The organism is Streptomyces prunicolor (assembly GCF_045162825.1).
Taxonomy (GTDB): domain Bacteria; phylum Actinomycetota; class Actinomycetes; order Streptomycetales; family Streptomycetaceae; genus Streptomyces; species Streptomyces prunicolor.
Genome location: NZ_CP108676.1, coordinates 6695190 through 6716994 on the forward strand (window position 1 = coordinate 6695190; position 21805 = coordinate 6716994).

A 21805-nucleotide genomic window follows, 5' to 3' on the forward strand; every position below is an offset into this window, starting at 1 on the left:
CTATCTTCGCCCGCATGGTGGACGCGGGAGCCGCACCGTCCGGCCCGCCCGGTAGGCTGACCGATGGGCCGTGACTGGCGCGCTGGGATGGGACCGACCATCGGGGAGCGGCCCGAGCTGGACTGTGTGCCGTGCGCCTGGGCCGTACCGAGAACGCCGAACGCCACGTCCGGAGGTCCCCATGCCCGACAATTCTGTGCCTCTCTCCGCCCTCTCCAACGAGTCCACCGCCTTCCGCGCCGCCCTCGATGTGATCCGTGCCGTCGAGCCGCGTGTCGCCGACGCCATCGGCCAGGAAGTCGCCGACCAGCGCGAGATGCTCAAGCTGATCGCCTCCGAGAACTACGCCTCCCCGGCCACCCTCCTGGCCATGGGCAACTGGTTCAGCGACAAGTACGCCGAGGGCACCATCGGCCGCCGCTTCTACGCCGGCTGTCGCAACGTCGACACCGTCGAGTCCCTCGCCGCCGAGCACGCGCGCGAACTCTTCGGCGCCCGCCACGCCTACGTCCAGCCGCACTCCGGCATCGACGCCAACCTCGTCGCCTTCTGGTCGGTCCTCGCCGACCGCGTCGAGGTCCCGGCCCTCGCGAAGGCGGGCGTCCGCCAGGTCAACGACCTCTCCGACGCCGACTGGGCAGAACTCCGCCAGGCCTTCGGCAACCAGCGCATGCTCGGCATGTCCCTGGACGCCGGCGGCCACCTCACCCACGGCTTCCGCCCCAACATCTCCGGCAAGATGTTCGACCAGCGCTCCTACGGCACCGACCCCGTCACCGGCCTCATCGACTACGAGGCCCTGCGCGCCTCTGCCCGCGAGTTCAAGCCGCTGATCATCGTCGGCGGCTACTCCGCCTACCCCCGCCTGGTGAACTTCCGCATCATGCGCGAGATCGCCGACGAGGTCGGGGCGACCCTGATGGTCGACATGGCGCACTTCGCCGGCCTGGTCGCGGGCAAGGTGCTGACCGGCGACTTCGACCCGGTTCCGCACGCGCAGATCGTGACGACCACCACCCACAAGTCCCTGCGCGGCCCGCGCGGCGGCATGGTCCTGTGCGACGACTCCCTCAAGGATCAAGTCGACCGCGGCTGCCCGATGGTCCTCGGCGGCCCGCTCCCGCACGTCATGGCCGCCAAGGCCGTCGCCCTCGCCGAGGCCAGGCAGCCCTCCTTCCAGGACTACGCCCAGCGCATCGTCGACAACTCCCGCGCGCTGGCCGACGGCCTGATGCGGCGCGGCGCCACCCTCGTCACCGGCGGCACCGACAACCACCTGAACCTGATCGACGTCGCCTCCTCCTACGGCCTCACCGGCCGCCAGGCCGAGGCCGCCCTGCTCGACTCGGGCATCGTCACCAACCGCAACGCCATCCCCGCCGACCCGAACGGCGCCTGGTACACCTCCGGCATCCGCATCGGCACCCCCGCCCTCACCACCCGCGGCCTGGGCACCGCCGAGATGGACGAGGTCGCCGGCCTCATCGACCGCGTCCTCACCACCACGGAGCCCGGCACCACCAGCAAGGGCGCGCCGTCCAAGGCCCAGCACATCCTCGACCCGAAGATCGCGGACGAGATCTCCCACCGCGCCACCGACCTCGTCGCCGGCTTCCCGCTGTACCCGGAGATCGACCTCGGCTGACCCACGCTCACGCTCTTGAGTTGTCAAAGATCGGCGACTCTCACAGATCGATGAGTTCCTGTCGTGGTTCCTCGCGCGGCGGTCCGGCCTCACCCCGGGCCGCCGCGCGACGTATCAGCAGCGTGCCGCCGACCCCGACAGCCACCCCCGCCACCGCCCACCAGGCACGTCCGGCAAGGTCCGCAGAGCCGGCCCCACCCCCAACTGCCTTGCCGGCGGCGTCGGTTCCGCCGAGCACCCCCGCCCGCTCCATCTGCGAGAAGACCGCGCGCGGCGCCCGATGCCAGCGGATGTCGTCGTCCGCCACCTCCGGAGCCGGATCCGTCCGCACCCACGGTGTGCCGTCGGCGGTCACGAACAACTGGTCCTCCCGCTCCACCGCCACATCACCACCCGGAGCCCGACTCGTCCAAGGCCAGCCCCCGACGCCGGTCAGCTCCCACACCACGGTGATCCGCACCTCCGGATACCGGCCGGCATCCCATTCCCGCGACACCCGCCCCGTCCCCGTGTAGGTCGGCTGCAACAACGTCCACAGGCGGGCGAACGACGACTGCCCGGAGCGCCACGTCTCCGTCCGGCCCGAGTCACCCGTCACGACCAGCGCCAGATCCGGGATGTCCCGGAGCGGGTCCTGAGCCTGGTCCTGAGCCTGCTCCATGGCCGGGGGCCACGCCCGATCCGTCCCGAGGGCCTGGGCGTGGGTCTGAGCCACCCCGGCGAGAGCCATCAACACCGGCCCCGCCACGAGACGCAGGCCCCGCAACCTCGCCCGTCCCCTGCCACGTTCCATGCGTCCCCCTCCGTCCATCCCCTGCATCCCTTCCGTCCGTCCTCGTCTCCTCCGCCCCTCACACGTCCCGCAACTCCTGCCTCGGCCCCGGCTCCCGACCCTTTCGCCACCGGTCCAGCGGCAGCCGCGCGACGAACGGCCGCAGACCCAGTGCCAGTACCGCTCCGGCCGCCGCACCCGGTATCGCCCACCACCAGTCGGTGCCATGCCCCTTGTCCGGCAGGGAGGCCCGCACCGTGGTGGTCCCCGCCCCTGGCCCCGTTACTGTCCCCGTCCCCGTCCCCGTGTCGGAGTCAGGTGCGACCGTGGCCGGAGCGGGCTCGGTCGGCTCCCAAGGCGCCGGGAAGATGCCGGAGTAACCGTCACCCGTGCTCTTGCCCAGCACGCCCAACTTCTTGAAGAGGGCGCACAGTTGGGCGGGTTGCTCGGCCCGGTGCCAATAGCCGTTCAGGTTCGTGTTCTCCGGGACATCGGCCGCCGTGTGGATCCAGACCGCCTGCGGCCGGGACTCGACCGGAAAGACCCGGTCGATCCGCCAGGGCGATATGTCGTGCGCCAGCCAGGTGACGTTGATCTGGTGGGCGTGGACCAGATCGGCCTCGGGCGGCTTGTCGCGCGTGCCCTTGCCCTCGGGCCCGAGCAACTGCTGGAGTTTTCCGTACTGTTCGTCCGAGTAGTACAGCCCCCTGGCCTGCCCGCTCTCCGGCGACGTCACGAGCACGCTCGTCGGCCCGCCCGCCGCCGCGTCCGACGCACCCCACACCATCAGGGCCAGCGTCATCGCCAACGCCCCACTCAGAGCGGCCAGTTCACGAACCCCGCCCGCGCTCTTCCCTGCCCGGCCCGCACTCCTCCCAGCCTCGCTCGCACTCCCGCCTGCCCCGCCCGCACTCCAGCCTCCGGACATCCGAACCCCCACCCAGCCCATCCGCCGATCCCCGTACGACCCGCCCGCGAGCCGCCTGTCACTTCTGGTACACCGCTCGGCCCGCCGGGGTTCCCACCCCGCCCGCACTGCTTGAACTACTCGCACTTCTCATACGGGTTGCGCCACCTACCCCCGTCGCGCCACTCGCGTCACTCGCCCTCCTTCCTTACCTCCGCCGATCGAGCGACCTCGCGATCTCCACGGCCCGCCCCTTCGACCCCACGCCCTCCAGACGGAACGTCAGATCCCCGCCCGGAACCCCACCGACCGCATGGGTCCACAGCAGCGTCGGCCCCGCCGTCCGCTCCTCCCGCGTATAACGGTCCCCGTCCGTGTCCACCAGCCAGAAACTCAGCAGATGCGGGCGCGCGAACCACAGCGCCGGGTCCTGCACACCGTCCGGCGAGACCGTCCCGCCCAGCGACAACCACTCCGGCGGCTCGCGCACCGTCTTCACGAAGCCGGGGTCCAGTCGCGCCGGATACTCGTCGACCCGGACCGTGTGCCCGCCCTCCCGCCAGCACAGGCTCACCAGGAAGCGGCCCTGCGGCTCGCCGGTCACCGTCACCGCGTCCGGAACGCCCAACGCGTCCGGCACCAGCGGCTCGAACCCCGCACGCTCACGGGCCTGCGCCAGCGTCACCGACCGCCCGCACCCCGGCACCTCGGCCCCGGCCGAGGGCACCGCCGACGGGTCGTACCGCACCTCGACCCCGCCGAAGCCGAACCAGTCGAAGACCGCCGCCCGCACCGGAGGCGTGAGCACGAGCACCGTCAGCAGACCGCACAGGGCCGCCACCAGTGCCCGCCGACGCATCCGCGTCCAGCGTCGGACGGCGCGCAGTCGCGCCCGGATCCCGGACGGCCCGGCCTCCTGGACGGGGACCGGGATCTGCTCGGCCAGTATCTGAGCCAGCACCCGCTCGACCATCGACTCGGACCCGCCGGCCTCGCCCCCGCCACCGCGCCGCGCGTCCAGCGCACGCCCCAACGCCCGCAACTCGTCCGGCAGTTGAGGGGCACCCTCGTGCGACTCCCGTCCGTCACTCACGCTCATCACCTCCTTCCCGAGGCCGGAAATCCGGCAGCAATCGGCCGAGTTTCTTCAACGCGCGGTTCAGCCGGGACTTCACCGTGCCGCGTGGCCAGCCCAGGGTCTGGGCCGTGTCCGGTTCGTCCATGTCCAGGAGATAGCGGTAGGTCACGACCAGGCGGTGCTCCTCGCTCAGCTGCTCCAGGGCGGACAGCAGGGCCGCGCGGCGCTCCGTCTCCAGCGTGGCGACCGCCGGGTCCGCCGATTCCGGTATCAACGGCTCGGCCTCCGCGAACGCCGCCTCCCGGTCGGCGAGCGTGCGCTGACGCGCCGCCGTACGCACTGTGTTCCTCGTCTCATTGGCGACGATCGACAGCAGCCACGGCTTGAACGCCGCACCGTCCCGGAACCTGCCCAGCGCGCCGTACGCCTTGACGAAGGCCTGCTGCACCACGTCCTCCGCGTCCGCACCCGCCCCGAGTGCCGCGGCCGCCCTGAGTGCGATGCCCGTGTGGGCCCGCACCAGCTCCGCGTACGCCTCCGGCTCTCCGGCGCGTACGCGTGCGATCACCGCGGCCTCATCGACGATGCGGCCCCCCTCCCGCGTCTTCACACATCTGGTACACCGCCCGAGCCGGATCGGTTCCCACCCGTGTCACATCTCTTCCGAACCAGTTCCGGACCGGTCCCCGAGACCTGAGAGAATGGTGAACATGGCCTCTGACCGACCCCGCGTGCTCTCCGGAATCCAGCCCACCGCAGGCTCGTTCCACCTCGGCAACTACCTCGGCGCCGTGCGCCAGTGGGTGGCCCTGCAGGAGTCCCACGACGCGTTCTACATGGTCGTGGACCTGCACGCGATCACGGTCCCGCAGGACCCGGCGGACCTGCGTGCCAACACCCGCCTCGCCACCGCGCAGCTGCTGGCCGCCGGTCTCGACCCGGACCGTTGCACGCTCTTCGTCCAGAGCCACGTCCCCGAGCACGCCCAGCTCGCCTGGGTCATGAACTGCCTGACCGGCTTCGGCGAGGCGTCCCGCATGACCCAGTTCAAGGACAAGTCCGCCAAGCAGGGCGCCGACCGCGCCAGCGTCGGCCTGTTCACGTACCCGATCCTCCAGGTCGCCGACATTCTGCTGTACCAGGCGCACGAGGTGCCGGTCGGCGAGGACCAGCGCCAGCACATCGAGCTGACCCGCGACCTCGCCGAGCGCTTCAACGGCCGCTTCGGCGAGACCTTCACGATCCCGAGGCCGTACATCCTCAAGGAGACGGCGAAGATCTACGACCTTCAGGACCCGTCGAGCAAGATGAGCAAGTCGGCGTCGACTCCGAAGGGCCTCATCAACCTCCTCGACGACCCGAAGGCGACCGCCAAGAAGGTCAAGAGCGCGGTCACCGACACCGACACCGTGATCCGCTACGACGCGGAGCACAAGCCGGGTGTCAGCAACCTGCTCACCATCTACTCGACCCTCACCGGCACCGGAATCCCGGAACTGGAGCAGAGGTACGAGGGCAAGGGCTACGGTGCGCTCAAGACGGACCTCGCCGAGGTCATGGTCGAGTTCGTGACCCCCTTCAAGGACCGCACCCAGCAGTATCTGGACGACCCTGAGACGCTCGACTCGATCCTGGCCAAGGGCGCGGAGAAGGCGCGAGCCGTCGCGGCCGAGACCCTCGCCCAGGCGTACGACCGGGTCGGCTTCCTGCCCGCCAAGCACTGAAGCGCGCGACCGCACCCGAGTACCGACCGCGTACCACTGGACAGAGCGCTGCACATCACTACGGTTGCGCCTGCCCACAACTCAGGTGTGGCCGTACAGTCGATAGCCGGGTGGCCGCGCGCGTGGCCACCCAGCTCACCATCAGGACCACCATCACGACCACCGACAGGACGACAGGAGACGACGTGGGGACCGTAACGATCGGCGTGTCGATCGCGGTCCCGGAGCCTCACGGCAGCCTGCTCCAGGAGCGGCGCGCGGGCTTCGGAGACGCCGCGGCGCACGGCATCCCCACACACGTCACGCTGTTGCCGCCGACCGAGGTGGACGCCTCACAACTGCGCGCGGTCGAGGCCCACCTGGTCGATGTCGCCGCCGCCGGGCGCCCCTTCCCGATGCGGCTGTCCGGCACCGGGACCTTCCGGCCGCTGTCCCCGGTCGTCTACGTCCAGGTGGTCGAGGGCGGCTCGGCCTGCACCTGGCTGCAGAAGCAGATCCGCCACGACTCGGGGCCGATGGCGCGCGAGCTGCACTTCCCGTACCACCCGCACGTCACCGTGGCGCACGGCATCGACGACGAGTTGATGGACCGCGCCTTCGAAGCGCTGGCCGACTACCGCGCGGAGTGGTCGTGCACCGGCTTCGCGCTCTACGAACAGGGCGCCGACGGCGTCTGGCGCAAGCTCCGCGAGTTCGCCTTCGGCGCGGCCGTCGTACCGCCCCAGGCGGCCCACACAGAGCGCGGCACGATCCCCAGCCACTAGTAGGCAGCCGTTCAGGCGCGGTCAGACCGTCAGCCGCCGGAACAGCCCCCGTGGCAGGTGTCGTAGCGCCGACGTAGCCACGCGCAGCGTCCCCGGTACCCACACCGTCTCCGAGCCGCGGCGCAGGCCCAGTTCGATGGCTGTGGCGACGGCTTCGGGGGTGGTGGTGAGCGAGGCCGCCTTCGGGTCGGCCATGGTCCTCGACCGGAGGAACCCCGGTCGTACGACCATGACGTGCACGCCCGTGCCGTGCAGCGCGTCGCCCAGCCCCTGGGTGAAGGTGTCCAGGCCCGCCTTGCTGGAGCCGTAGATGAAGTTCGCGCGGCGGGCCCGCTCGCCGGCGACCGAGGAGAGCACCACCAGGGAGCCGTGTCCCTGGGTCTGCAACGCCCGCGCGGCGATCAGTCCGGAGGAGACGGCACCGATGTAGTTGGTCCGTGCGACCCGCACCGCGGCGGCCGGATCGCGCTCGTCCCGCGCCTGGTCGCCGAGGACGCCGAAGGCGAGCAGCACCATGTCGATGTCCCCCTCCGCGAAGACCTTGCCGAGCACGGTCTCGTGGGAGTCGGGGGCGAGCGCGTCGAAGGCGACGGTGTGAACCTCGGCCCCCAGGGCGCGCAGTTCCGAAGCGGCACTCTCCAGGGAGGGCGACGGTCGGCCCGCCAGCCACACCGTGCGGGTGCGGCGGGCGATCAGCCGGCGGGCGGTGGCCAGCGCGATCCGGGACGTACCGCCGAGGACGAGGAGGGACTGTGGAGGACGCATGCCGGTGACCGTATCGCCCGCTTATGGGCGGTTGGTCGTGCGGCGTCGACGCCCTCCCTGGAATGGGCGATTAATCGGATGCCGCTGACCATGACGGCACGCGCGCGTGTTTGCGGGGTACTCGCACATCGGTCTCCCCGGACGAGGGCAGAATCGGATCATGGACTGGCTGAAGAAGCTCCCCCTCATCGGGCCGCTGGTGGCGCGCCTGATGCTCACGCACGCGTGGCGGTCGTACGAGCGGCTGGACCGGGTGAAATGGTCGCAGCTGGCCGCCGCGATGACGTTCATCAGCTTCATCGCGCTGTTCCCGCTGCTGACCGTGGCCGCCGCGATCGCCGCCGCCACCCTGAGCACCGATCAGCAGCACGAACTCCAGGACAAGATCGCCGAGCAGGTCCCCGGCATCTCCGACCAGCTCAACATCGGTTCCCTGGTGGACAACGCGGGCACCATCGGTCTCATCGCCGGTGCCGTCCTGCTGTTCACCGGCATCGGCTGGGTCGGCTCGATGCGGGAGTGCCTCCGCGCGGTATGGGAGCTGCCCGACCGCGACGAGAACCCCCTCCTGCGCAAACTCATCGACACCGGGGTGCTGATCGGCCTGGGCGGCGCCGTCCTCGCGACGATCGCCATCTCCACGGTCGCCTCCGCCCTGGTCGACTGGATCAGCGGCGAACTGGGCCTGGTGGAGGGCGGCTGGGGCGGGATCCTGCTGCGTATCGCCGCGTTCGCCGTCGCCGTGTTCGTCGACTTCCTGCTCCTGCTGTACGTCCTGACCCTGCTGCCCGGCGTCGACCCCCCGCGCCGCCGGCTCTTCGTGGCCGCGCTGATCGGCGCGGTCGGCTTCGAACTGCTGAAGCTGCTCCTCAGCGGCTACATCCAGGGCGTCGCCGCGAAGAGCATGTACGGCGCGTTCGGCGTCCCCGTGGCGCTGCTGCTGTGGATGAACTTCACCTCGAAGCTGGTCCTGTTCTGCGCGGCCTGGACGGCGACGCCCAGCAAGCCCGAGGACGACGACGACTACGACCCGGCCGACGAGACCGAGAACCCCAAGGTCAGGGACGAGGGCGACGGCGGACCAGATCCGGCAGCGGCCAGCGCCGGTTGACCAGGAAGACACCGCCGGCGAGCAGCACCAGCAGCCCGCCGACGATCGCGAGCGCGATCCCGACCCCGCCGGAAGCGTCTTCCTCCTCCGAAGCCGAGGCGGCGGACGTCGCGGACGTCTTCGCGGCCGTGTCGCCCCCCGCCTCCCCGGTGGCCGTAGCACCCGGCTGTGCGCTCGCCTGAGGGACGTTCTTGGGCGCGACCAGCTCACCCACCGGCTGCACCTTCCCATCCGCCTGGAAGCCCCAGTCGAGGATCTTCGCGGCCTCCTTGTAGACCTCGTTGTGCTCGTCCTTCTCCGGGTTCATGACCGTCACCAGCAGCACCTTGCCGTTGCGCTCGGCGACGCCGGTGAAGGTCGCGCCCGCGTTGGTGGTGTTGCCGTTCTTGACGCCCGCGATGCCCGGGTACACCGAGACGTCCGAGTCACCGCTCAGCAGCCGGTTGGTGTTCCGGATCTCGAACGTCCCGCGGACCGACTTGCCCTTCACCTTCGTGGTCTCGCCCGGGAACTTCGTGCTCACCGTCGAGCAGTACTCCCGGAAGTCCTTCTTCTGCAGCCCGGAGCGCGCGAACAGCGTCAGGTCGTACGCCGACGAGACCTGCCCCGGCTCGTCGTAGCCGTCCGGCGTCACCACGCGCGTGTCCAGCGCCTGGAGGTCCTGGGCGTGCGCGTTCATGTCCGCGACGGTCTTGTCGACGCCCCCGTACATGTGCGACAGGACGTGCACCGCGTCGTTGCCGGAGCGCAGGAAGACACCGAGCCACAGATCGTGGACCGTGTAGCTCTCGCCCTCCTTTATCCCGACCAGGCTGGAACCGGCGCCCATGCCGGCCAGGTCGGACGCGACGACCTTGTGCTCGGTCGTCTTCGGGAACTTCGGCAGCACGGTGTCCGCGAACAGCATCTTCAGGGTGCTCGCCGGAGGCAGCCGCCAGTGCGCGTTGTGCGCGGCGAGCACCGCGCCCGACTCGGCGTTGCTCACGATCCACGACCGCGCGGTCACGTCCTTCGGCAGCACCGGGACACCGGCCGTCAGATTGACCTGCGTCCCCGCCATGGCGAGCCGGGTACCGCCCACCGACGACATGTTCGCCGGGGGAGTGGCCGTAGGAGTCACCGACGAACTGGCCGACGGACTCGGAGTCGTGGTCGCGGTCGCACTCGTGGTGGGAGTCGGTGTCGGACTCGGGGCCGCGAGGGCGACGGGCGCGGTGAGCGCGAGGGACGACAGGGCGGCGGAAAGCACCAACAGGGATCGCCTGGTGGTCTGCAGTGGAGCGGGCACGGACGAGAACGTACATGCCCAGGGACCCGAAGTCCCGTCACCGGCCCCACCCCGGACACGGGCCCCCGGGGACGACGGCGATACTGGACTCATGAAGCTCAGCCGCCCCGTCTCCTGGTTCCTGCTCGCCTTCGGGGTGTGGAGCTGGGTCATCTGGGTCACTTTCGTCAAAAACCTGGTAGCGGACAGCAGCGGACTGGCCTTCGACGACGGCCACCCGACGGCGTACTTCTGGGTGCACCTGACCCTCGCCATCGTCTCCTTCGTATTGGGGACGGTCATCGGGGGCCTCGGGTTGCGTGGACTGCGCGCACTGCGCGGGACTTCATAAAGAAGTGGCCATCGTCGTCATCGCTCTCGTCGTCCTGGTCACGGTCGCCGTCCTCGGAGGGGCGCACTGGTACGTCTGGCGCCGCCTCGTCCGCGACACCACGCGCGCGTGGGGCCCCGCCCGCGTCACCGGCACGGCCGTACTGATCGCCGGCCCGGTGCTGATGATCGCGGCCCTGGCCGCCGAACGCGGCGGCGCCCCCTTCTGGCTCCAGCGCACCCTGGGCTGGCCCGGCTTCCTGTGGATGGCCCTGGCGATCTACCTGCTGCTGGCCGTCCTCGCGGGTGAGCTGCTACGGCCGCTGCTGCGCCGGTTCCTCGAACGGCGTGGGCGGGCCGAGGAGGGCGTAGAAGAGCACGAGGCCCCGGCCTTCGCGACCGTCCCCGATGCGGCCGCTGAGGCGGCGCCTGAACCGCCGCGGAGGAGTGCTCCGCTCGCCGTTCCCTCGCGCCGTCTCTTCGTCTCCCGGGTCGTCGGGGGTGCGGCCGCCGCCGCGGCCGTCGGGACCGTCGGCTACGGCACCTATGGCGTCCTGCGCGGGCCGAGCGTCAAGCGGATCACCGTGCCGCTGGCCAAGCTGCCGCGCTCCGCGCACGGGTTCAGGATCGCGGTCGTCAGCGACATCCACCTGGGGCCGGTCCTGGGGCGGGGTTTCGCGCAGAGGGTCGTCGACACGATCAACTCGACGCAGCCCGATCTGATCGCGGTCGTGGGCGACCTGGTGGACGGCAGCGTCAAGAACCTGGGACCGGCGGCGGCACCGTTGGCTCAACTGCGGGCGCGCCACGGGTCGTTCTTCGTCACGGGTAATCACGAGTACTTCTCCGGCGCCGAAGAGTGGCTGGAAGAGGTCCGCACGCTCGGTATCCACACCCTGGAGAACGCCCGCACCGAACTCCCCGGCTTCGATCTCGCCGGGGTCAACGACCTCCAGGGCGAGAGCGAGGGCCAGGGCCCCGACTTCGGGAAGGCGCTCGGTGATCGTGACACCACGCGCGCGTGCGTGCTGCTCGCGCACCAGCCCGTGCAGATCCACGAGGCCGTGAAGCACGGCGTCGACCTCCAGCTCTCCGGGCACACGCACGGCGGCCAGTTGTGGCCCGGCAACTTCATCGCGGCGGCGGCCAATCCGACGGTCGCGGGTCTGGAGCGCTACGGCGACACCGAGCTGTACGTCAGCAGGGGTGCGGGGGCGTGGGGACCGCCGACGCGGGTGGGAGCCCCTTCGGACATCACGGTCGTCGAACTGGCTTCGAAGCAGGCCTAGTTGGTGGCGGCGGGCGAGTCTGCGTACTGGCTGAGAGTCGCCTGTGAAACGGGCAATTAACACCCGTCGGTAAGTTCTTTCTCATCTCGGCAGAACCCTCTTCCCCCGGGTGAAACTCCTGTGGTTAGGTGATCCGCGCCACTAGGGGAGTGGCGTATGTGAGGGGCCCGGGAGGGTCCTTGGGAGGGCACACCGATGCGGTCGGTTCGCATACGGATTCTCGCGACGCTGCTGGTTCTGGCGGCCGTGGGAGTCGGGGGCTGGCAGTTGCTGCCCTCGGACGGGAGCAAGGGCAAGACGATCACGGTCGGGACGACGGACGCTGTCACGTCCCTCGACCCGGCCGCCGCGTACGACGCTGGTTCCTGGGCGCTGTACAGCAACGTCTTCCAGACGCTGATGACGTTCGACTCGGGCGGTACGACACCCGTGCCGGACGCGGCCAAGAGCTGCGCGTTCGTGGGCGGCGGGCTGACGACGTACCGCTGTACGGTGCGTGAGGGGCTCACCTTCCCCAGCGGGCGCGCGATGACCGCCGAGGACGTGAAGTTCTCCTTCGACCGGGTCAAGAAGATCAACTCGGATGTGGGTCCGGCATCGTTGCTCTCCACGCTCCGCTCGGTCGACGCCTCCGGGATGACCGTCACCTTCCATCTGTCGTCGCCGGACGCCACGTTCCCGTTCAAGGTGGCCACCGGCGCCGGTGCGATCGTCGACAGCAGCAAGTACCCGAAGGACGCCCCGCGCAACGGCTTCCGGGTCGACGGCACCGGGCCGTACACCCTGTCCACGTATACGAAGGACAAGAAGGCGGTCCTTTCGCCGAACAGCCACTACAAGGGTGCCGTCAAGAACACCGGGAGCCCGATCGAGCTGCGGTACTACGCCGACTCGGACGCGTTGCAGAAGGCGTACCAGGCGAAGCAGGTCCAGGTGGCCACCCGCCAGTTGCCCCCGAAGATGCTCTCCGGGCTCTCCGCGAGCGACCCGAACCAGCGCGTGTCGGAGGCGGACAGCTCCGAGACCCGCAACCTGTACCTCAACACCCGTAAGGGCACGCCCCTGCACGACGTCCTCGTGCGGCGGGCCATGGCCTGGCTGATCAACCGCGAACAGCTGGCCGCCACGGTGTACGACGACACGGTCGACCCGCTGTACTCGCTGATCCCGGCCGGCATCGTCGGCCACACCACGTCCTTCTTCGACGACTACCCCTCCCAGAGCGCCAAGAAGGCGAAGGCACTCCTCGAAGAGGCCGACGTCTCGCTCCCGGTCCACTTCACCTACGGGTACGGCATCGGGCACGGGGCCGGCAAGGAGGAGGCCGCCGAGCTGAAGAAGCAGCTGGAGGCGAGCGGGCTCTTCAAGGTGGACGTCAAGGGCTACGAGTGGACCGACTTCCAGAAGCGCTGGGCGACCGGCAAGCTGGACGCGTACGCCGTCGGCTGGGTCGCCGACTACCCCGACCCGGACACCTTCGGCTCCCCGCTGGTCGGCACCGGTTCCACCATGAACACCGGCTACAGCAACAACATCGTCGACCAACTGATCCTCAACAGCCAGAAGTTCGCCGACCGCAGCCGCGTCGACGCCGACTTCCGCGACCTCCAGTCGGACGTGGCCGCGGACGTGCCGCTGATCCCGCTGTGGCAGCGCAAGGAGTACGTCGTGAGCAGCGAGGACGTCGGCGGCATCTCCTACCTCACGGACGGCACCGGCGTGTTCCGGCTGTGGGCGCTGGACTGGATCTGACGCCTTTGGGCGCTGACCTTTGTTCGATCTTTTGTCCGAGTGACGCCGGTCGGCCCTCGCACGCAGCACCATGTGACGGAGGTGTGTGGGGGTGAGGAGCCGACGTGGTCAGACGCAACTCCTTCCGGCTGCCCCGGCACCCGGCTTCGGTGGGTCTCGCCCGGCGCCGGGTCCGGGACCACCTGACGGACTGGGGGCACCGGAGCGATGATCCGGCGCTCCAGGACGCGGTGCTGCTCGTCTCCGAGCTGGCGACCAACGTCGTACGCCACGGGCCGCTCCTGGAGCGGGAGTTCGAGGTGGCGGTGACGGCCCTCGCGGACGGCTCCTGCCTCATAGAGGTGTCGGACGAGGGTCGCCTGGAACCCCGTCTGCGGGTCGTGACGGCCCTGGAGGAGGCCGGCCGCGGTCTCCACCTCGTGGAGGGCATCGCGGCCGCCTGGGGCGTCTGGAGCCGCGGCACACACGGCAAGACGGTCTGGGCACTGGTCCAGGCGGCCGACCTCCCGTGACACCCCGGGTGCGCTACGACGGCACCGGCGTCCGCGTCGGCAGTGTCACCGTCACCGCGAGCCCCTCGCCCGGCGCCGTCCGCACCGCCACCTCGCCGCCGTGCGCCTGGACGACGCCCTGCACGATCGCCAGCCCCAGACCGCTGCCCGCACCGCCGCCCGCCCGGAAGAACCGGTCGAAGACGCGCGCCGCGTCGTCCTCGCAGAGCCCGGGACCCTGGTCCGCGACACAGAGCCGTACGACCCCGTCCTCGCGCTCCACGCCGAGCCGTACGGGCACGTCGGCGGGGGTGTGGGTGCGGACGTTGGTCACCAGGTTGCCGAGTATCTGGCGCAGCCCCGACTCGTCGGCCCGCACCAGGAGGGAGCCGTCGGCGCCGACCGTGACGGGCCGCTCCGGCTGCTGCACCCGCAGGTCCTCGGCGGCGTCGCGCACCAGGCGGCTCAGATCGACGTTGCGGAAGCGCAGCTCGGGCCGCTGGTCCAGGCGGGCCAGCGTGAGGAGTTCGTCGACGAGACGGCCCATACGGTCCGCCTCCGCGTTCATCCGGTCCCAGGCCCGCCTGCGCTCGTCGGGCTCGGTCAGCATGCCCTTGTCGTACAGCTGGAGGTAGCCGCGTATCGCCGACAGCGGGGTGCGCAGCTCGTGCGAGGCGTCGGCGACGAAGCGGCGCAGCTGGGCCGCCGTACGCTCGCGCGTGCGGTACGCGGACTCCACCTGGTGGAGCATGGAGTTGAGGGCGACCCGCAGCTGCTCGACCTCCTGGGTGGGGTGGTGGCTGGAGGGCACGCGGCGGGTCAGGTCGCCCTCGGCGATGGCCGTCGAGGTCTCGACCATGTCCTCCAGGGGCAGCATCCGGCGGCGCACGCTCATCATGGTCAGCGCGGCGAGCAGCACGAGCAGCAGGCTGCCGAAGGCGAGGTCCAGCTTGAGGGCCTTGGCCATGCCGTTGTGGAGGCCGCCGGTGGAGGCCGCGATCAGGATGTACGTGCCGTCGGCGAGCCGGGTCCCGATCGCCCGGTAGGGGGCGTGGCGCAGCGAGATGTCGCGCGGTGTGCCGTCGGCGGCCAGTGTGGCCGGGTCGCTGAAGACGGCGGCGAGCGCCCGCTGGTCGGTGGTCGGGGTGAAGCCGGCGATCGTGAGCACCTCGCCCTGGGAGTCGACCGCCGCGAACACCTTGTCCGGGTTCGGTGAGTCGGCGCTCTCCTGGGGCATCAGATGGTCGCCGATGCCGGACAGGGTGCTCAGCATGTTGAGCTGCGGAATGGTGAGCTGCGAACCGCTCAGCGAATCACGGGACTTGGTCAGCTCGGTGTCGACCTGGGCGAGCAGATAGTGCCGCATGCCCATGAGGCTGACGGCGGTGGCCATGACGATGCCGAGCGCCAGCAGGGCGACGTTCGCCAGGGTCAGCTTGGCGCGCAGGGAGTGGGCCCCGCGCTCGCAGTTCGGGAGGTGGAACTTCCTCATGCGAGCCCGTATCCGACGCCTCGCCGCGTGGTGATCACGGGAGGTCCCAGGGTCTCCAGCTTGCGCCGCAGATAGCTGATGTAGGTCTCGACGACGGTCGACTCCGGCGGGGTGTGCTCGTACTGCCAGACGTGACGCAGGAGTTGCTCCTTGGGCACGACCCGGCCGCCGTTGCGCACCAGGAAGCGCAGCAGGGCGTACTCGGTGGGGGTCAGCTCGACCGAGTTGCCCGCGCGGTGCACCGAGTACGTCGTCTCGTCCAGCTCCAGGTCGCCGTAGCGCAGGGGCGGGCGCTGCGGGAGGACGTCTTCCGGGCGGGTGCGGCGCAGGACGGCGGTGATGCGGGCGACCACCACGTCGATGTCGAACGGCTTGGTGATGTAGTCGTCGCCGAAGCCGAGGGCGCCGACGATCTCGGCCGGCGCGTCCCGCGCGGTGAGGAAGACGATCGCCAGCTCGGGCCTGCGGGCGCGCAGTTCGTGCCCCAGGGCGCGGCCGTCGCCGTCCGGGAGCATCACGTCGAGCAGTGCGCAGTCCGGGCGGGTGCGCTCGGCGAGGGCGAGCGCCTCGCGCACGGTGCCCGCGACCATCACCTCGAAGCGGTGGTAGCGCAGCGCGATGGCGAGGACGTCCGCGATGCTCGGTTCGTCCTCCACCACCAGCACGGTTCCTGGAGCCGTCATGCCCCCAGTATCGGCCGGGGCACTGACAGTCGGGCCGGTTCGGTCTTTGGAGTTCCTTGAGAGTCATGGCCGATGCATGTCCACGCGTGCGTGCCGCCGCCAATTCTGTAGCCCAGGACCTGGGGGACCATCCGACCGACCGAGCGACCGAGCTGTTCAACTCGGTTTCGAATAAGGAGCGTTGAGCGTGGCGGCATTGGCACGGTGGTGCTATCGGCACCGGCTGGTGGTCCTGTTGGTGTGGGTGGGGGCACTGTTCGGCCTGGGTTTCTCGGCGACGACGGCGGGGACGGACTACGCGAACGTCTTCTCCCTCCCGGACACGGACTCCAAGAGCGCGTACGACCTGATGCAGAAGGCGTTCCCGAACAGCTCGGGCGACACCGACACGGTGGTGTGGAAGGTCGACTCGGGCTCGGTGAAGGACCAGTCCGTACGGGCCCGGATCCAGCCCGCGCTCGACAGGATCGCTGACATGAAGGGCGTCGGTGGCGTCACCGGCCCGTACTCGGGCGCCCGGGGCGCGACACAGATCAGCTCCGACGGGACGATCGCGTACGCGCAGGTCACCTTCGCCGAGCAGGCCAACGCCGTCCCCAAGGAGCTCGTCCAGAAGGTCGTCGACACCGCGCGGGACGCCCGACAGGACGGCCTCCACGTCGAGTTGGGCGGCCAGGCCGTCCAGCGCGTGGAGGAGCCGCCGGGCGGCATAGCCGAGGGCGTCGGCATCCTCGCCGCGGCCGTCGTGCTGTTCCTGGCCTTCGGCTCGTTCTACGCGGCCCTGCTCCCGATCGGTATCGCGATCTTCGGCGTCGGCACGGGCCTGTTCTCCACCCAACTCCTCAGCCACGCCACCGACATCCCCGACCTGGCACCCCTGCTGGCCACCCTGATCGGCCTCGGCGTCGGCATCGACTACGCCCTGTTCATCGTCACCCGGCACCGACGCGGCCTGCAACGCGGCCTCGATCCCGAGGAGTCGGCGGTCATCGCCCTCAACACCTCGGGCCGCGCGGTGCTGTTCGCGGGCGGCACGGTGTGCATCGCGCTCGCCGGCATGCTGGTGACGAACCTGCGCTTCCTGGACGGCGTGGTCGTCGGCACCTCGCTCACGGTCGTCCTGAGCGTCCTGGCGGCCACGACCCTGCTGCCCGCCCTGCTCGGCTTCCTGGGCCCGCGTGTGCTCAGCCGCAAGCAGCGCCGCAAGCTCGCGGACGGGCCCGAGCCGGAGCGCACCGACAACCTCGCGGTCCGCTGGTCGGCCGCCGTGCAGAAGCGCCCGCGCCGGATCGCCGCCTTCGCCCTCGTCGTCATGGCCGTACTCGCCTTCCCTGTGCTGTCGTTGCGCCTCGGCGCCACCGACCAGGGCAACGACAACACCTCGACGACCACCAGGAAGGCGTACGACCTCCTGGCCGACGGTTTCGGCCCCGGCTTCAACGGCCCTCTCCAGGTGGTCACTTCGAGCGGTGACACGGCCACCCTGGTGAAGGACATCCAGGGGACGAAGGACGTGGCCCAGGTCGCCGCGCTGCCGCCCACGGACGGGGTGACGGTGATCCAGGTCGTCCCGAAGACCTCACCGCAGTCCGTGCAGACGGACGACCTGATCGACACCCTGCGCGACAAGGTGATCCCCGGGGCCGGCGCGACCGGTCACGTCGGGGGCGTGACGGCGATCTCGAAGGACTTCGCGGCCGTCACGGGCGACCGCCTCCCGCTCTTCGTGGCGACGATCATCGGCCTGAGCTTCCTGCTGCTCCTGCTCGCGTTCCGTTCCCTGGTCGTCCCGTTGACGGCCGCCCTGATGAACCTCATCGCGGCGGCGGCCTCCTTCGGTGTCCTGGTGGCGATCTTCCAGTGGGGCTGGGGCCTGGACATGCTGGGCCTCGGCAAGGAGGGCCCGATCAACGCCTTCCTGCCGGTCATCATGCTGTCCCTGCTGTTCGGCCTCTCCATGGACTACCAGGTGTTCCTGGTGAGCCGTATGCACGAGGAGTGGGTCCACACCAAGGACAACGCCCGCGCGGTGCGCGTCGGCCTCGCGGAGACCAGCCGCGTCATCAACTCCGCCGCCCTGATCATGGTCTGCGTCTTCCTGGCCTTCGTCCTCAGCGGCAACTCCGGCGCGGCGACGGCGGGCGTCGGCCTGGCCGCCGCGGTGGCCCTGGACGCCTTCATCCTGCGTACGGCCCTGGTGCCGGCCGCGATGCACCTCCTGGGCAACTCCAACTGGTGGCTCCCCGGCTGGCTCGACAAGGGCCTGCCGCACCTCGCCGTGGAACCCGCCGAGGAGCCCGCTCCGGCCGCCGTGGAGGGCCCGTCCTCGGCCGTACACGGTTTTGTCCGTACGACGGACGGTGAGCCCGTGGAGGGCGCGTCAGTGACGCTGCTGACGGCCGGGGGACGCCAGCTGGACCGCGTCGAGTCCCTGGCGGACGGCTCGTACATCGTGTCGGTCCCGGCACCGGGGACCTACCTCCTGGCGACGACGGCCACGTCGTACGGCTCGATCGCCCGCAAGGTGACGGTGGCGGACGGTCCGCTGGTCTACGACGTCGAGCTCGCGGAGGGCGAGGTGGACGCCGTCAACTGACGCCGTCGACCGACCTGAGTGCTCAGGGGCGTTCGTCGTCGGCAGGTCCGTCGGCGGGCGCCCCGCGCTTCTCCTGCTTCGCCTGCTTCTTCTTGGCCTTCGCCGGGTCGGGCAGCGCGTGGGTCATGCCCGGCAGGAAGTCCGTGAACAGCTCGTGCACCTCCAGGACGAGGGGCCGCAGCACCCGGAAGCGCGCGAGGGACACACCGCGCGCGGTGAGCCGGGCCCCGCGCTCCGCGAGCCGGTAACTCCGCTCGCGCCCCTCGGTCCGGTCGAACACCCAGTACAGGACGAGCCCCATCTGGGAGAGCCACATCAACTCCGGGAGCACGTCCCGCAGTTCCGGCGCCACCTTGGTCTTCGCCCCGAACAGCACCTCCTTGTGGACGTCGATGGCCTGCACGCGCGCGTGCTCGCTCTCCGCGGAGAACGGGCTGAGCGGGCTGTCCGGGTCGGCGGCGTTCTTGAAGAACTGCACCGCGAACTCGTGGTACGGCTTCGCGATGTCCAGCCACACCCGCAGCACACCCGCGAGCCGCGCCTCCAGATCGGTCTCCCGGTCCAGCACCTCGCGGACCGCGAGCCGGTGCTCCTCGGCGAGACGGTCGTAGAAGCCCTGGACCAGGTGCTCCTTGCCGGCGAAGTAGTAGTACGCGTTGCCGACCGAGACGCCCGCCTCCTTGGCGATCGCCCGCATCGTCGTCTTGTCGTAGCCGTGCTCCTGGAACAGCCGCATGGCCGTCTCCAGGATGAGCGCACGGGTCTGCTCGGACTTCGCGGACCTGGCGGGCGTACCGCCGTCCTCTTCGGGGCTGTCGTTCTTCACGGGCACGGAGACAGAGCCTATCCAGTGCTGCACGAGCCGTCGGCGCAGCCCGGCCCGGTGTACGACCACCCCTTGCTCGGGTCGTACGTCCACCCGTCCCGTTGCCGATACACACCGCCGCCCCAGCGTCCGGGACCCCACTGCGTCCCACGCCACTTGGCGGCGGCGAGCACGGCGCCTCTGGCGATCCTGGCCCCGGCCGGGGTGCTCAACCGGTGGGCCAGCGGCCGGTGTTCGCGCAGGGCCCACAGGGTGACGATCCAGGCGGCGGCGCCCTGGTAGACCTGCCCGGAGTCGCCGACGACGGTGATCTCGTCGAGGGTGGCGCGGTGGTCGAGCCCGGGAAAGCGCCGCCGGGCCTCTTCGGAGGACGCCGGTACCAGCTCCAGGGGCACCAGCTGCGACTGCCGTACGAGCCAGTCGCGCAGGAAGGCGCACAGGGAGCAGTCGGCGTCGTAGAGGACGGTGAGCCCGTGGACCGGGACGCGCTGGGCGTCCCGGTCCTGGGTCCCGCCGAGGGCCGGGGCCACCCCCGTCACGCCCCGGCCGTCGGCGGAACCCAGCCCTGCGGCCCGACCGGCGGCACCTGCTCGTGCTCCAGCACGCCGCGCCGGCGGATCTTGTTCAGCACGAACACGTTCCCCAGGTGCATCACCCCGAGCACCAGCAGCACCACGCCCACCTTCTTCGACAGGGCCTCGAAGATGCCCCGGGTGTCCTCGATGGTGCCGTCGCCGCTGAGGTACAGGGCGACGAACCCGAGGTTGACGAGGTAGAAGCCCACTACTAGGAGGTGGTTCACGGCCTCCGCGAGTTTTTCGTTCCCCCGGAGGACGTCGGCGAGGAAGATCCGCCCGTTGCGGCTGAGCGTGCGGGCCACCCAGACGGTGAGCCCGATGCTGACGACCAGGTAGATGACGTAGGCGATGACCGTGCGGTCCATGCGCCTCCCCCTTCTTGAACACGTTCAAAAGTGCTGACAGGAAGAACTGTAGGAGCATTTTTGAACGTGTTCAACTTTCCTGCGCTGGGACCTGCGTCACACCCGCCGCGCCAGCTCCGGCCGCTTCGAGTAGTCCGTGAACCCGATGACGTTGCCCCAGGGGTCGGCGATCTCGACGGTCCACCCGGTGGCCACGGAGAACGGCGCGTCGAGGAGGGGGATCCCGGCGGTGGTGAGGTGTTGGGCCGCCTTCCGTGCGTCCGGAACCTCCAGCCACACGCGGGGTGAGGGCCAGGGGGGTGGTCTGTGTCCGAGCCCGTCCTCCTGCCGCAGGAGAACTCCGGGCGTCTCGCCGCCGACCTTCAGGATCGCGATACCGGCCTCGTCGAGCCGGAACCCGACGGTGAACCCGGCGCGCTCATAGAAGGGGACGGCCTCGGTGAGGTCCCCGACGGGGAGGAGGAGGTTGTCGAAGCCGAGCAGTTCGTACGACTCTTCGTCTGACATGTCGTCAGGTTAGGTGTTCGCAGGTGAGGGGTCAGGAGGGGCTGACCGCGGGCCGAACATGTGATCACCCGTTGAGGTGAAGCGCCCCTTATTCCCTCTCGGTACGCTGGGCGGACTGGCGAGACTCCGTCCCATGGGAGCACTGATGAGCGCCGCATCCGAGAAGGGGCTGGACGACGAGCCGGCGTACCGCTGGCCGATTCCGCCCGCCGAGGGTTGGACCGCGGACGACCTCGACCGGATTCCGGGCCTCCCGCCGCACACGGAGTTGATCGACGGGAGTCTCGTCTTCATGAGCCCGCAGACGCGCTTTCACATGCGATGCATGCGCCTGCTTGAGCACAGCCTGTTGGAACAGGTACCGGATGACCTGGACGTCGACCGGGAGTTCACCATCAAACTGGATCGGAGGAACCGGCCCGAGCCCGACATCCTGGTGATCCGCGGGGAAGCGGACCTCGGCCCCGACCAGAACTGGCACAAGCCGGAAGACGTGCTCCTCGCCGTCGAAGTCGTCTCCGCCGATTCCCTGGAGCGAGACCGCGAGATCAAGCCGCCCAAATACGCGGCTGCGGGCGTCCGCCACTACTGGCGGGTCGAGCAGGACGAGAACAAGGGCCTCCCTGTCGTCTACGTCTACGAACTCGACCCCGCGACGAAGTCCTACGGCCTCACCGGCATCTTCCACGACCGCCTCAAGCTCTCCGTGCCCTTCGACCTCGAGATCGACCTGACGGCGATCAACCGGCGTCCAGGACGTCCGTCGGCCTGATCTGAACGATCTCTACGAGTACCCCTCCCGTGTACACGGTCCGGAAGCGATACTGATGAGGGATCAGGGGCGTGTGGGGCGGGTGCGGGCC

At 70.1% G+C, this 21805-nt stretch carries 22 protein-coding genes and 1 riboswitch; of the genes, 10 read left to right on the forward strand and 12 right to left on the reverse strand.

The window, feature by feature from the left end:
- Window positions 1-60 precede the first annotated feature (60 nt).
- Window positions 61-150: riboswitch (ZMP/ZTP riboswitch) on the forward strand.
- 31 nt (window positions 151-181) lie between these two features.
- Window positions 182-1645 (forward strand): glycine hydroxymethyltransferase, encoded by a 1464-nt coding sequence (locus tag OG588_RS30845; protein WP_405950110.1) that lies wholly within the window; start codon window positions 182-184, stop codon window positions 1643-1645.
- A gap of 40 nt (window positions 1646-1685) precedes the next feature.
- Here OG588_RS30845 and OG588_RS30850 read toward each other — a convergent pair whose 3' ends face one another.
- From OG588_RS30850 to OG588_RS30865, 4 genes are all read right to left on the reverse strand, one after another.
- The gene (locus OG588_RS30850; RefSeq protein ID WP_405950111.1) at window positions 1686-2438 is read right to left on the reverse strand and encodes a hypothetical protein; all 753 of its coding nucleotides are present in this window, start codon (window positions 2436-2438) and stop codon (window positions 1686-1688) included.
- Window positions 2439-2496: 58 nt separating this feature from the next.
- Entirely contained in the window at window positions 2497-3219 is a 723-nt protein-coding gene (locus OG588_RS30855) for a hypothetical protein (protein ID WP_405950112.1), read from the reverse strand.
- 313 nt (window positions 3220-3532) lie between these two features.
- Window positions 3533-4423, reverse strand: coding sequence for a hypothetical protein (locus OG588_RS30860; RefSeq protein ID WP_405950113.1), 891 nt, complete (start codon window positions 4421-4423; stop codon window positions 3533-3535).
- Window positions 4410-5012 carry an RNA polymerase sigma factor gene (locus OG588_RS30865; RefSeq protein WP_405950114.1) on the reverse strand — a complete coding sequence of 201 codons (603 nt, stop codon included), beginning with the start codon at window positions 5010-5012 and terminating at the stop codon, window positions 4410-4412. Before OG588_RS30865 ends, OG588_RS30860 begins: the two co-directional genes overlap by 14 nt.
- Before the next feature lie 100 nt (window positions 5013-5112).
- Between OG588_RS30865 and trpS the strand changes: the two genes are divergently transcribed.
- Together trpS and OG588_RS30875 are read left to right on the forward strand one after the other, a co-directional pair.
- Window positions 5113-6126: a tryptophan--tRNA ligase gene (trpS, locus tag OG588_RS30870; RefSeq protein ID WP_405950115.1), complete on the forward strand. Its 1014-nt coding sequence runs from the start codon at window positions 5113-5115 to the stop codon at window positions 6124-6126.
- A 185-nt stretch (window positions 6127-6311) separates the two neighbouring features.
- On the forward strand, window positions 6312-6890 hold the full coding sequence (locus OG588_RS30875; protein ID WP_405950116.1) for a 2'-5' RNA ligase family protein: 579 nt from the start codon (window positions 6312-6314) through the stop codon (window positions 6888-6890).
- A gap of 21 nt (window positions 6891-6911) precedes the next feature.
- Here OG588_RS30875 and OG588_RS30880 read toward each other — a convergent pair whose 3' ends face one another.
- Complete coding sequence (locus OG588_RS30880; RefSeq protein ID WP_405950117.1) at window positions 6912-7655, reverse strand: decaprenylphospho-beta-D-erythro-pentofuranosid-2-ulose 2-reductase; 744 nt, start codon at window positions 7653-7655, stop codon at window positions 6912-6914.
- A 160-nt stretch (window positions 7656-7815) separates the two neighbouring features.
- Here OG588_RS30880 and OG588_RS30885 point away from each other — a divergent pair, with 160 nt between their 5' ends.
- Window positions 7816-8766, forward strand: coding sequence for a YihY/virulence factor BrkB family protein (locus OG588_RS30885; protein WP_405950118.1), 951 nt, complete (start codon window positions 7816-7818; stop codon window positions 8764-8766).
- Here the strand turns inward: OG588_RS30885 and OG588_RS30890 are convergent.
- Window positions 8714-10054, reverse strand: a complete 1341-nt coding sequence (locus OG588_RS30890; RefSeq protein ID WP_405950119.1) for a D-alanyl-D-alanine carboxypeptidase family protein — start codon at window positions 10052-10054, stop codon at window positions 8714-8716. The two genes, OG588_RS30885 and OG588_RS30890, sit on opposite strands and share 53 nt — an antisense overlap.
- A gap of 91 nt (window positions 10055-10145) precedes the next feature.
- Between OG588_RS30890 and OG588_RS30895 the strand changes: the two genes are divergently transcribed.
- The 4 genes from OG588_RS30895 (at window position 10146) to OG588_RS30910 (ending at window position 13916) form a co-directional block, all read left to right on the forward strand.
- A complete protein-coding gene (locus OG588_RS30895; RefSeq protein WP_405950120.1) occupies window positions 10146-10385 on the forward strand; it encodes an SCO4848 family membrane protein in 240 nt (79 codons plus the stop codon).
- A 4-nt stretch (window positions 10386-10389) separates the two neighbouring features.
- On the forward strand, window positions 10390-11652 hold the full coding sequence (locus OG588_RS30900; protein WP_405950121.1) for a metallophosphoesterase: 1263 nt from the start codon (window positions 10390-10392) through the stop codon (window positions 11650-11652).
- 195 nt (window positions 11653-11847) lie between these two features.
- The gene (locus tag OG588_RS30905) at window positions 11848-13404 is read left to right on the forward strand and encodes an ABC transporter substrate-binding protein (protein ID WP_405950122.1); all 1557 of its coding nucleotides are present in this window, start codon (window positions 11848-11850) and stop codon (window positions 13402-13404) included.
- A gap of 104 nt (window positions 13405-13508) precedes the next feature.
- A complete protein-coding gene (locus tag OG588_RS30910) occupies window positions 13509-13916 on the forward strand; it encodes an ATP-binding protein (RefSeq protein WP_405950123.1) in 408 nt (135 codons plus the stop codon).
- A gap of 13 nt (window positions 13917-13929) precedes the next feature.
- On the opposite strand, the gene OG588_RS30915 is transcribed toward OG588_RS30910, so the two are convergent.
- A complete protein-coding gene (locus OG588_RS30915; RefSeq protein WP_405950124.1) occupies window positions 13930-15387 on the reverse strand; it encodes a sensor histidine kinase in 1458 nt (485 codons plus the stop codon).
- Complete coding sequence (locus OG588_RS30920) at window positions 15384-16070, reverse strand: response regulator transcription factor (protein ID WP_043258061.1); 687 nt, start codon at window positions 16068-16070, stop codon at window positions 15384-15386. The genes OG588_RS30915 and OG588_RS30920 overlap by 4 nt, the downstream gene beginning before the upstream one ends.
- Before the next feature lie 196 nt (window positions 16071-16266).
- On the opposite strand from OG588_RS30920, the gene OG588_RS30925 reads away from it, so the two are divergent.
- On the forward strand, window positions 16267-18666 hold the full coding sequence (locus OG588_RS30925; RefSeq protein WP_405953250.1) for an MMPL family transporter: 2400 nt from the start codon (window positions 16267-16269) through the stop codon (window positions 18664-18666).
- Window positions 18667-18688: 22 nt separating this feature from the next.
- Here OG588_RS30925 and OG588_RS30930 read toward each other — a convergent pair whose 3' ends face one another.
- From OG588_RS30930 to OG588_RS30945, 4 genes are all read right to left on the reverse strand, one after another.
- A complete protein-coding gene (locus OG588_RS30930; protein ID WP_405950125.1) occupies window positions 18689-19498 on the reverse strand; it encodes a TetR family transcriptional regulator in 810 nt (269 codons plus the stop codon).
- Between the two features lie 11 nt (window positions 19499-19509).
- Window positions 19510-20031 (reverse strand): thiol-disulfide oxidoreductase DCC family protein, encoded by a 522-nt coding sequence (locus OG588_RS30935; protein ID WP_405950126.1) that lies wholly within the window; start codon window positions 20029-20031, stop codon window positions 19510-19512.
- A complete protein-coding gene (locus OG588_RS30940; protein ID WP_405950127.1) occupies window positions 20028-20435 on the reverse strand; it encodes a hypothetical protein in 408 nt (135 codons plus the stop codon). The genes OG588_RS30935 and OG588_RS30940 overlap by 4 nt, the downstream gene beginning before the upstream one ends.
- A gap of 96 nt (window positions 20436-20531) precedes the next feature.
- Window positions 20532-20942, reverse strand: a complete 411-nt coding sequence (locus OG588_RS30945) for a VOC family protein (RefSeq protein WP_266861288.1) — start codon at window positions 20940-20942, stop codon at window positions 20532-20534.
- Between the two features lie 145 nt (window positions 20943-21087).
- On the opposite strand from OG588_RS30945, the gene OG588_RS30950 reads away from it, so the two are divergent.
- Window positions 21088-21714, forward strand: coding sequence for a Uma2 family endonuclease (locus OG588_RS30950; protein WP_405950128.1), 627 nt, complete (start codon window positions 21088-21090; stop codon window positions 21712-21714).
- Window positions 21715-21805: the final 91 nt, after the last annotated feature.

What these genes read in the sequence shown, in the direction of transcription:
- OG588_RS30855 (WP_405950112.1), bottom strand. Translation starts at nt 3,219, where the DNA reads ATGACGCTGGCCCTGATGGTGTGGGGTGCGTCGGACGCGGCGGCGGGC.
- OG588_RS30945 (WP_266861288.1), bottom strand. Translation starts at nt 20,942, where the DNA reads ATGTCAGACGAAGAGTCGTACGAACTGCTCGGCTTCGACAACCTCCTC.
- OG588_RS30845 (WP_405950110.1), top strand. Translation starts at nt 182, where the DNA reads ATGCCCGACAATTCTGTGCCTCTCTCCGCCCTCTCCAACGAGTCCACC.
- OG588_RS30860 (WP_405950113.1), bottom strand. Translation starts at nt 4,423, where the DNA reads ATGAGCGTGAGTGACGGACGGGAGTCGCACGAGGGTGCCCCTCAACTG.
- OG588_RS30920 (WP_043258061.1), bottom strand. Translation starts at nt 16,070, where the DNA reads ATGACGGCTCCAGGAACCGTGCTGGTGGTGGAGGACGAACCGAGCATC.
- OG588_RS30905 (WP_405950122.1), top strand. Translation starts at nt 11,848, where the DNA reads ATGCGGTCGGTTCGCATACGGATTCTCGCGACGCTGCTGGTTCTGGCG.
- OG588_RS30940 (WP_405950127.1), bottom strand. Translation starts at nt 20,435, where the DNA reads ATGGACCGCACGGTCATCGCCTACGTCATCTACCTGGTCGTCAGCATC.
- OG588_RS30850 (WP_405950111.1), bottom strand. Translation starts at nt 2,438, where the DNA reads ATGGAACGTGGCAGGGGACGGGCGAGGTTGCGGGGCCTGCGTCTCGTG.
- OG588_RS30950 (WP_405950128.1), top strand. Translation starts at nt 21,088, where the DNA reads ATGAGCGCCGCATCCGAGAAGGGGCTGGACGACGAGCCGGCGTACCGC.
- trpS (WP_405950115.1), top strand. Translation starts at nt 5,113, where the DNA reads ATGGCCTCTGACCGACCCCGCGTGCTCTCCGGAATCCAGCCCACCGCA.
- OG588_RS30880 (WP_405950117.1), bottom strand. Translation starts at nt 7,655, where the DNA reads ATGCGTCCTCCACAGTCCCTCCTCGTCCTCGGCGGTACGTCCCGGATC.
- OG588_RS30895 (WP_405950120.1), top strand. Translation starts at nt 10,146, where the DNA reads ATGAAGCTCAGCCGCCCCGTCTCCTGGTTCCTGCTCGCCTTCGGGGTG.
- OG588_RS30915 (WP_405950124.1), bottom strand. Translation starts at nt 15,387, where the DNA reads ATGAGGAAGTTCCACCTCCCGAACTGCGAGCGCGGGGCCCACTCCCTG.
- OG588_RS30885 (WP_405950118.1), top strand. Translation starts at nt 7,816, where the DNA reads ATGGACTGGCTGAAGAAGCTCCCCCTCATCGGGCCGCTGGTGGCGCGC.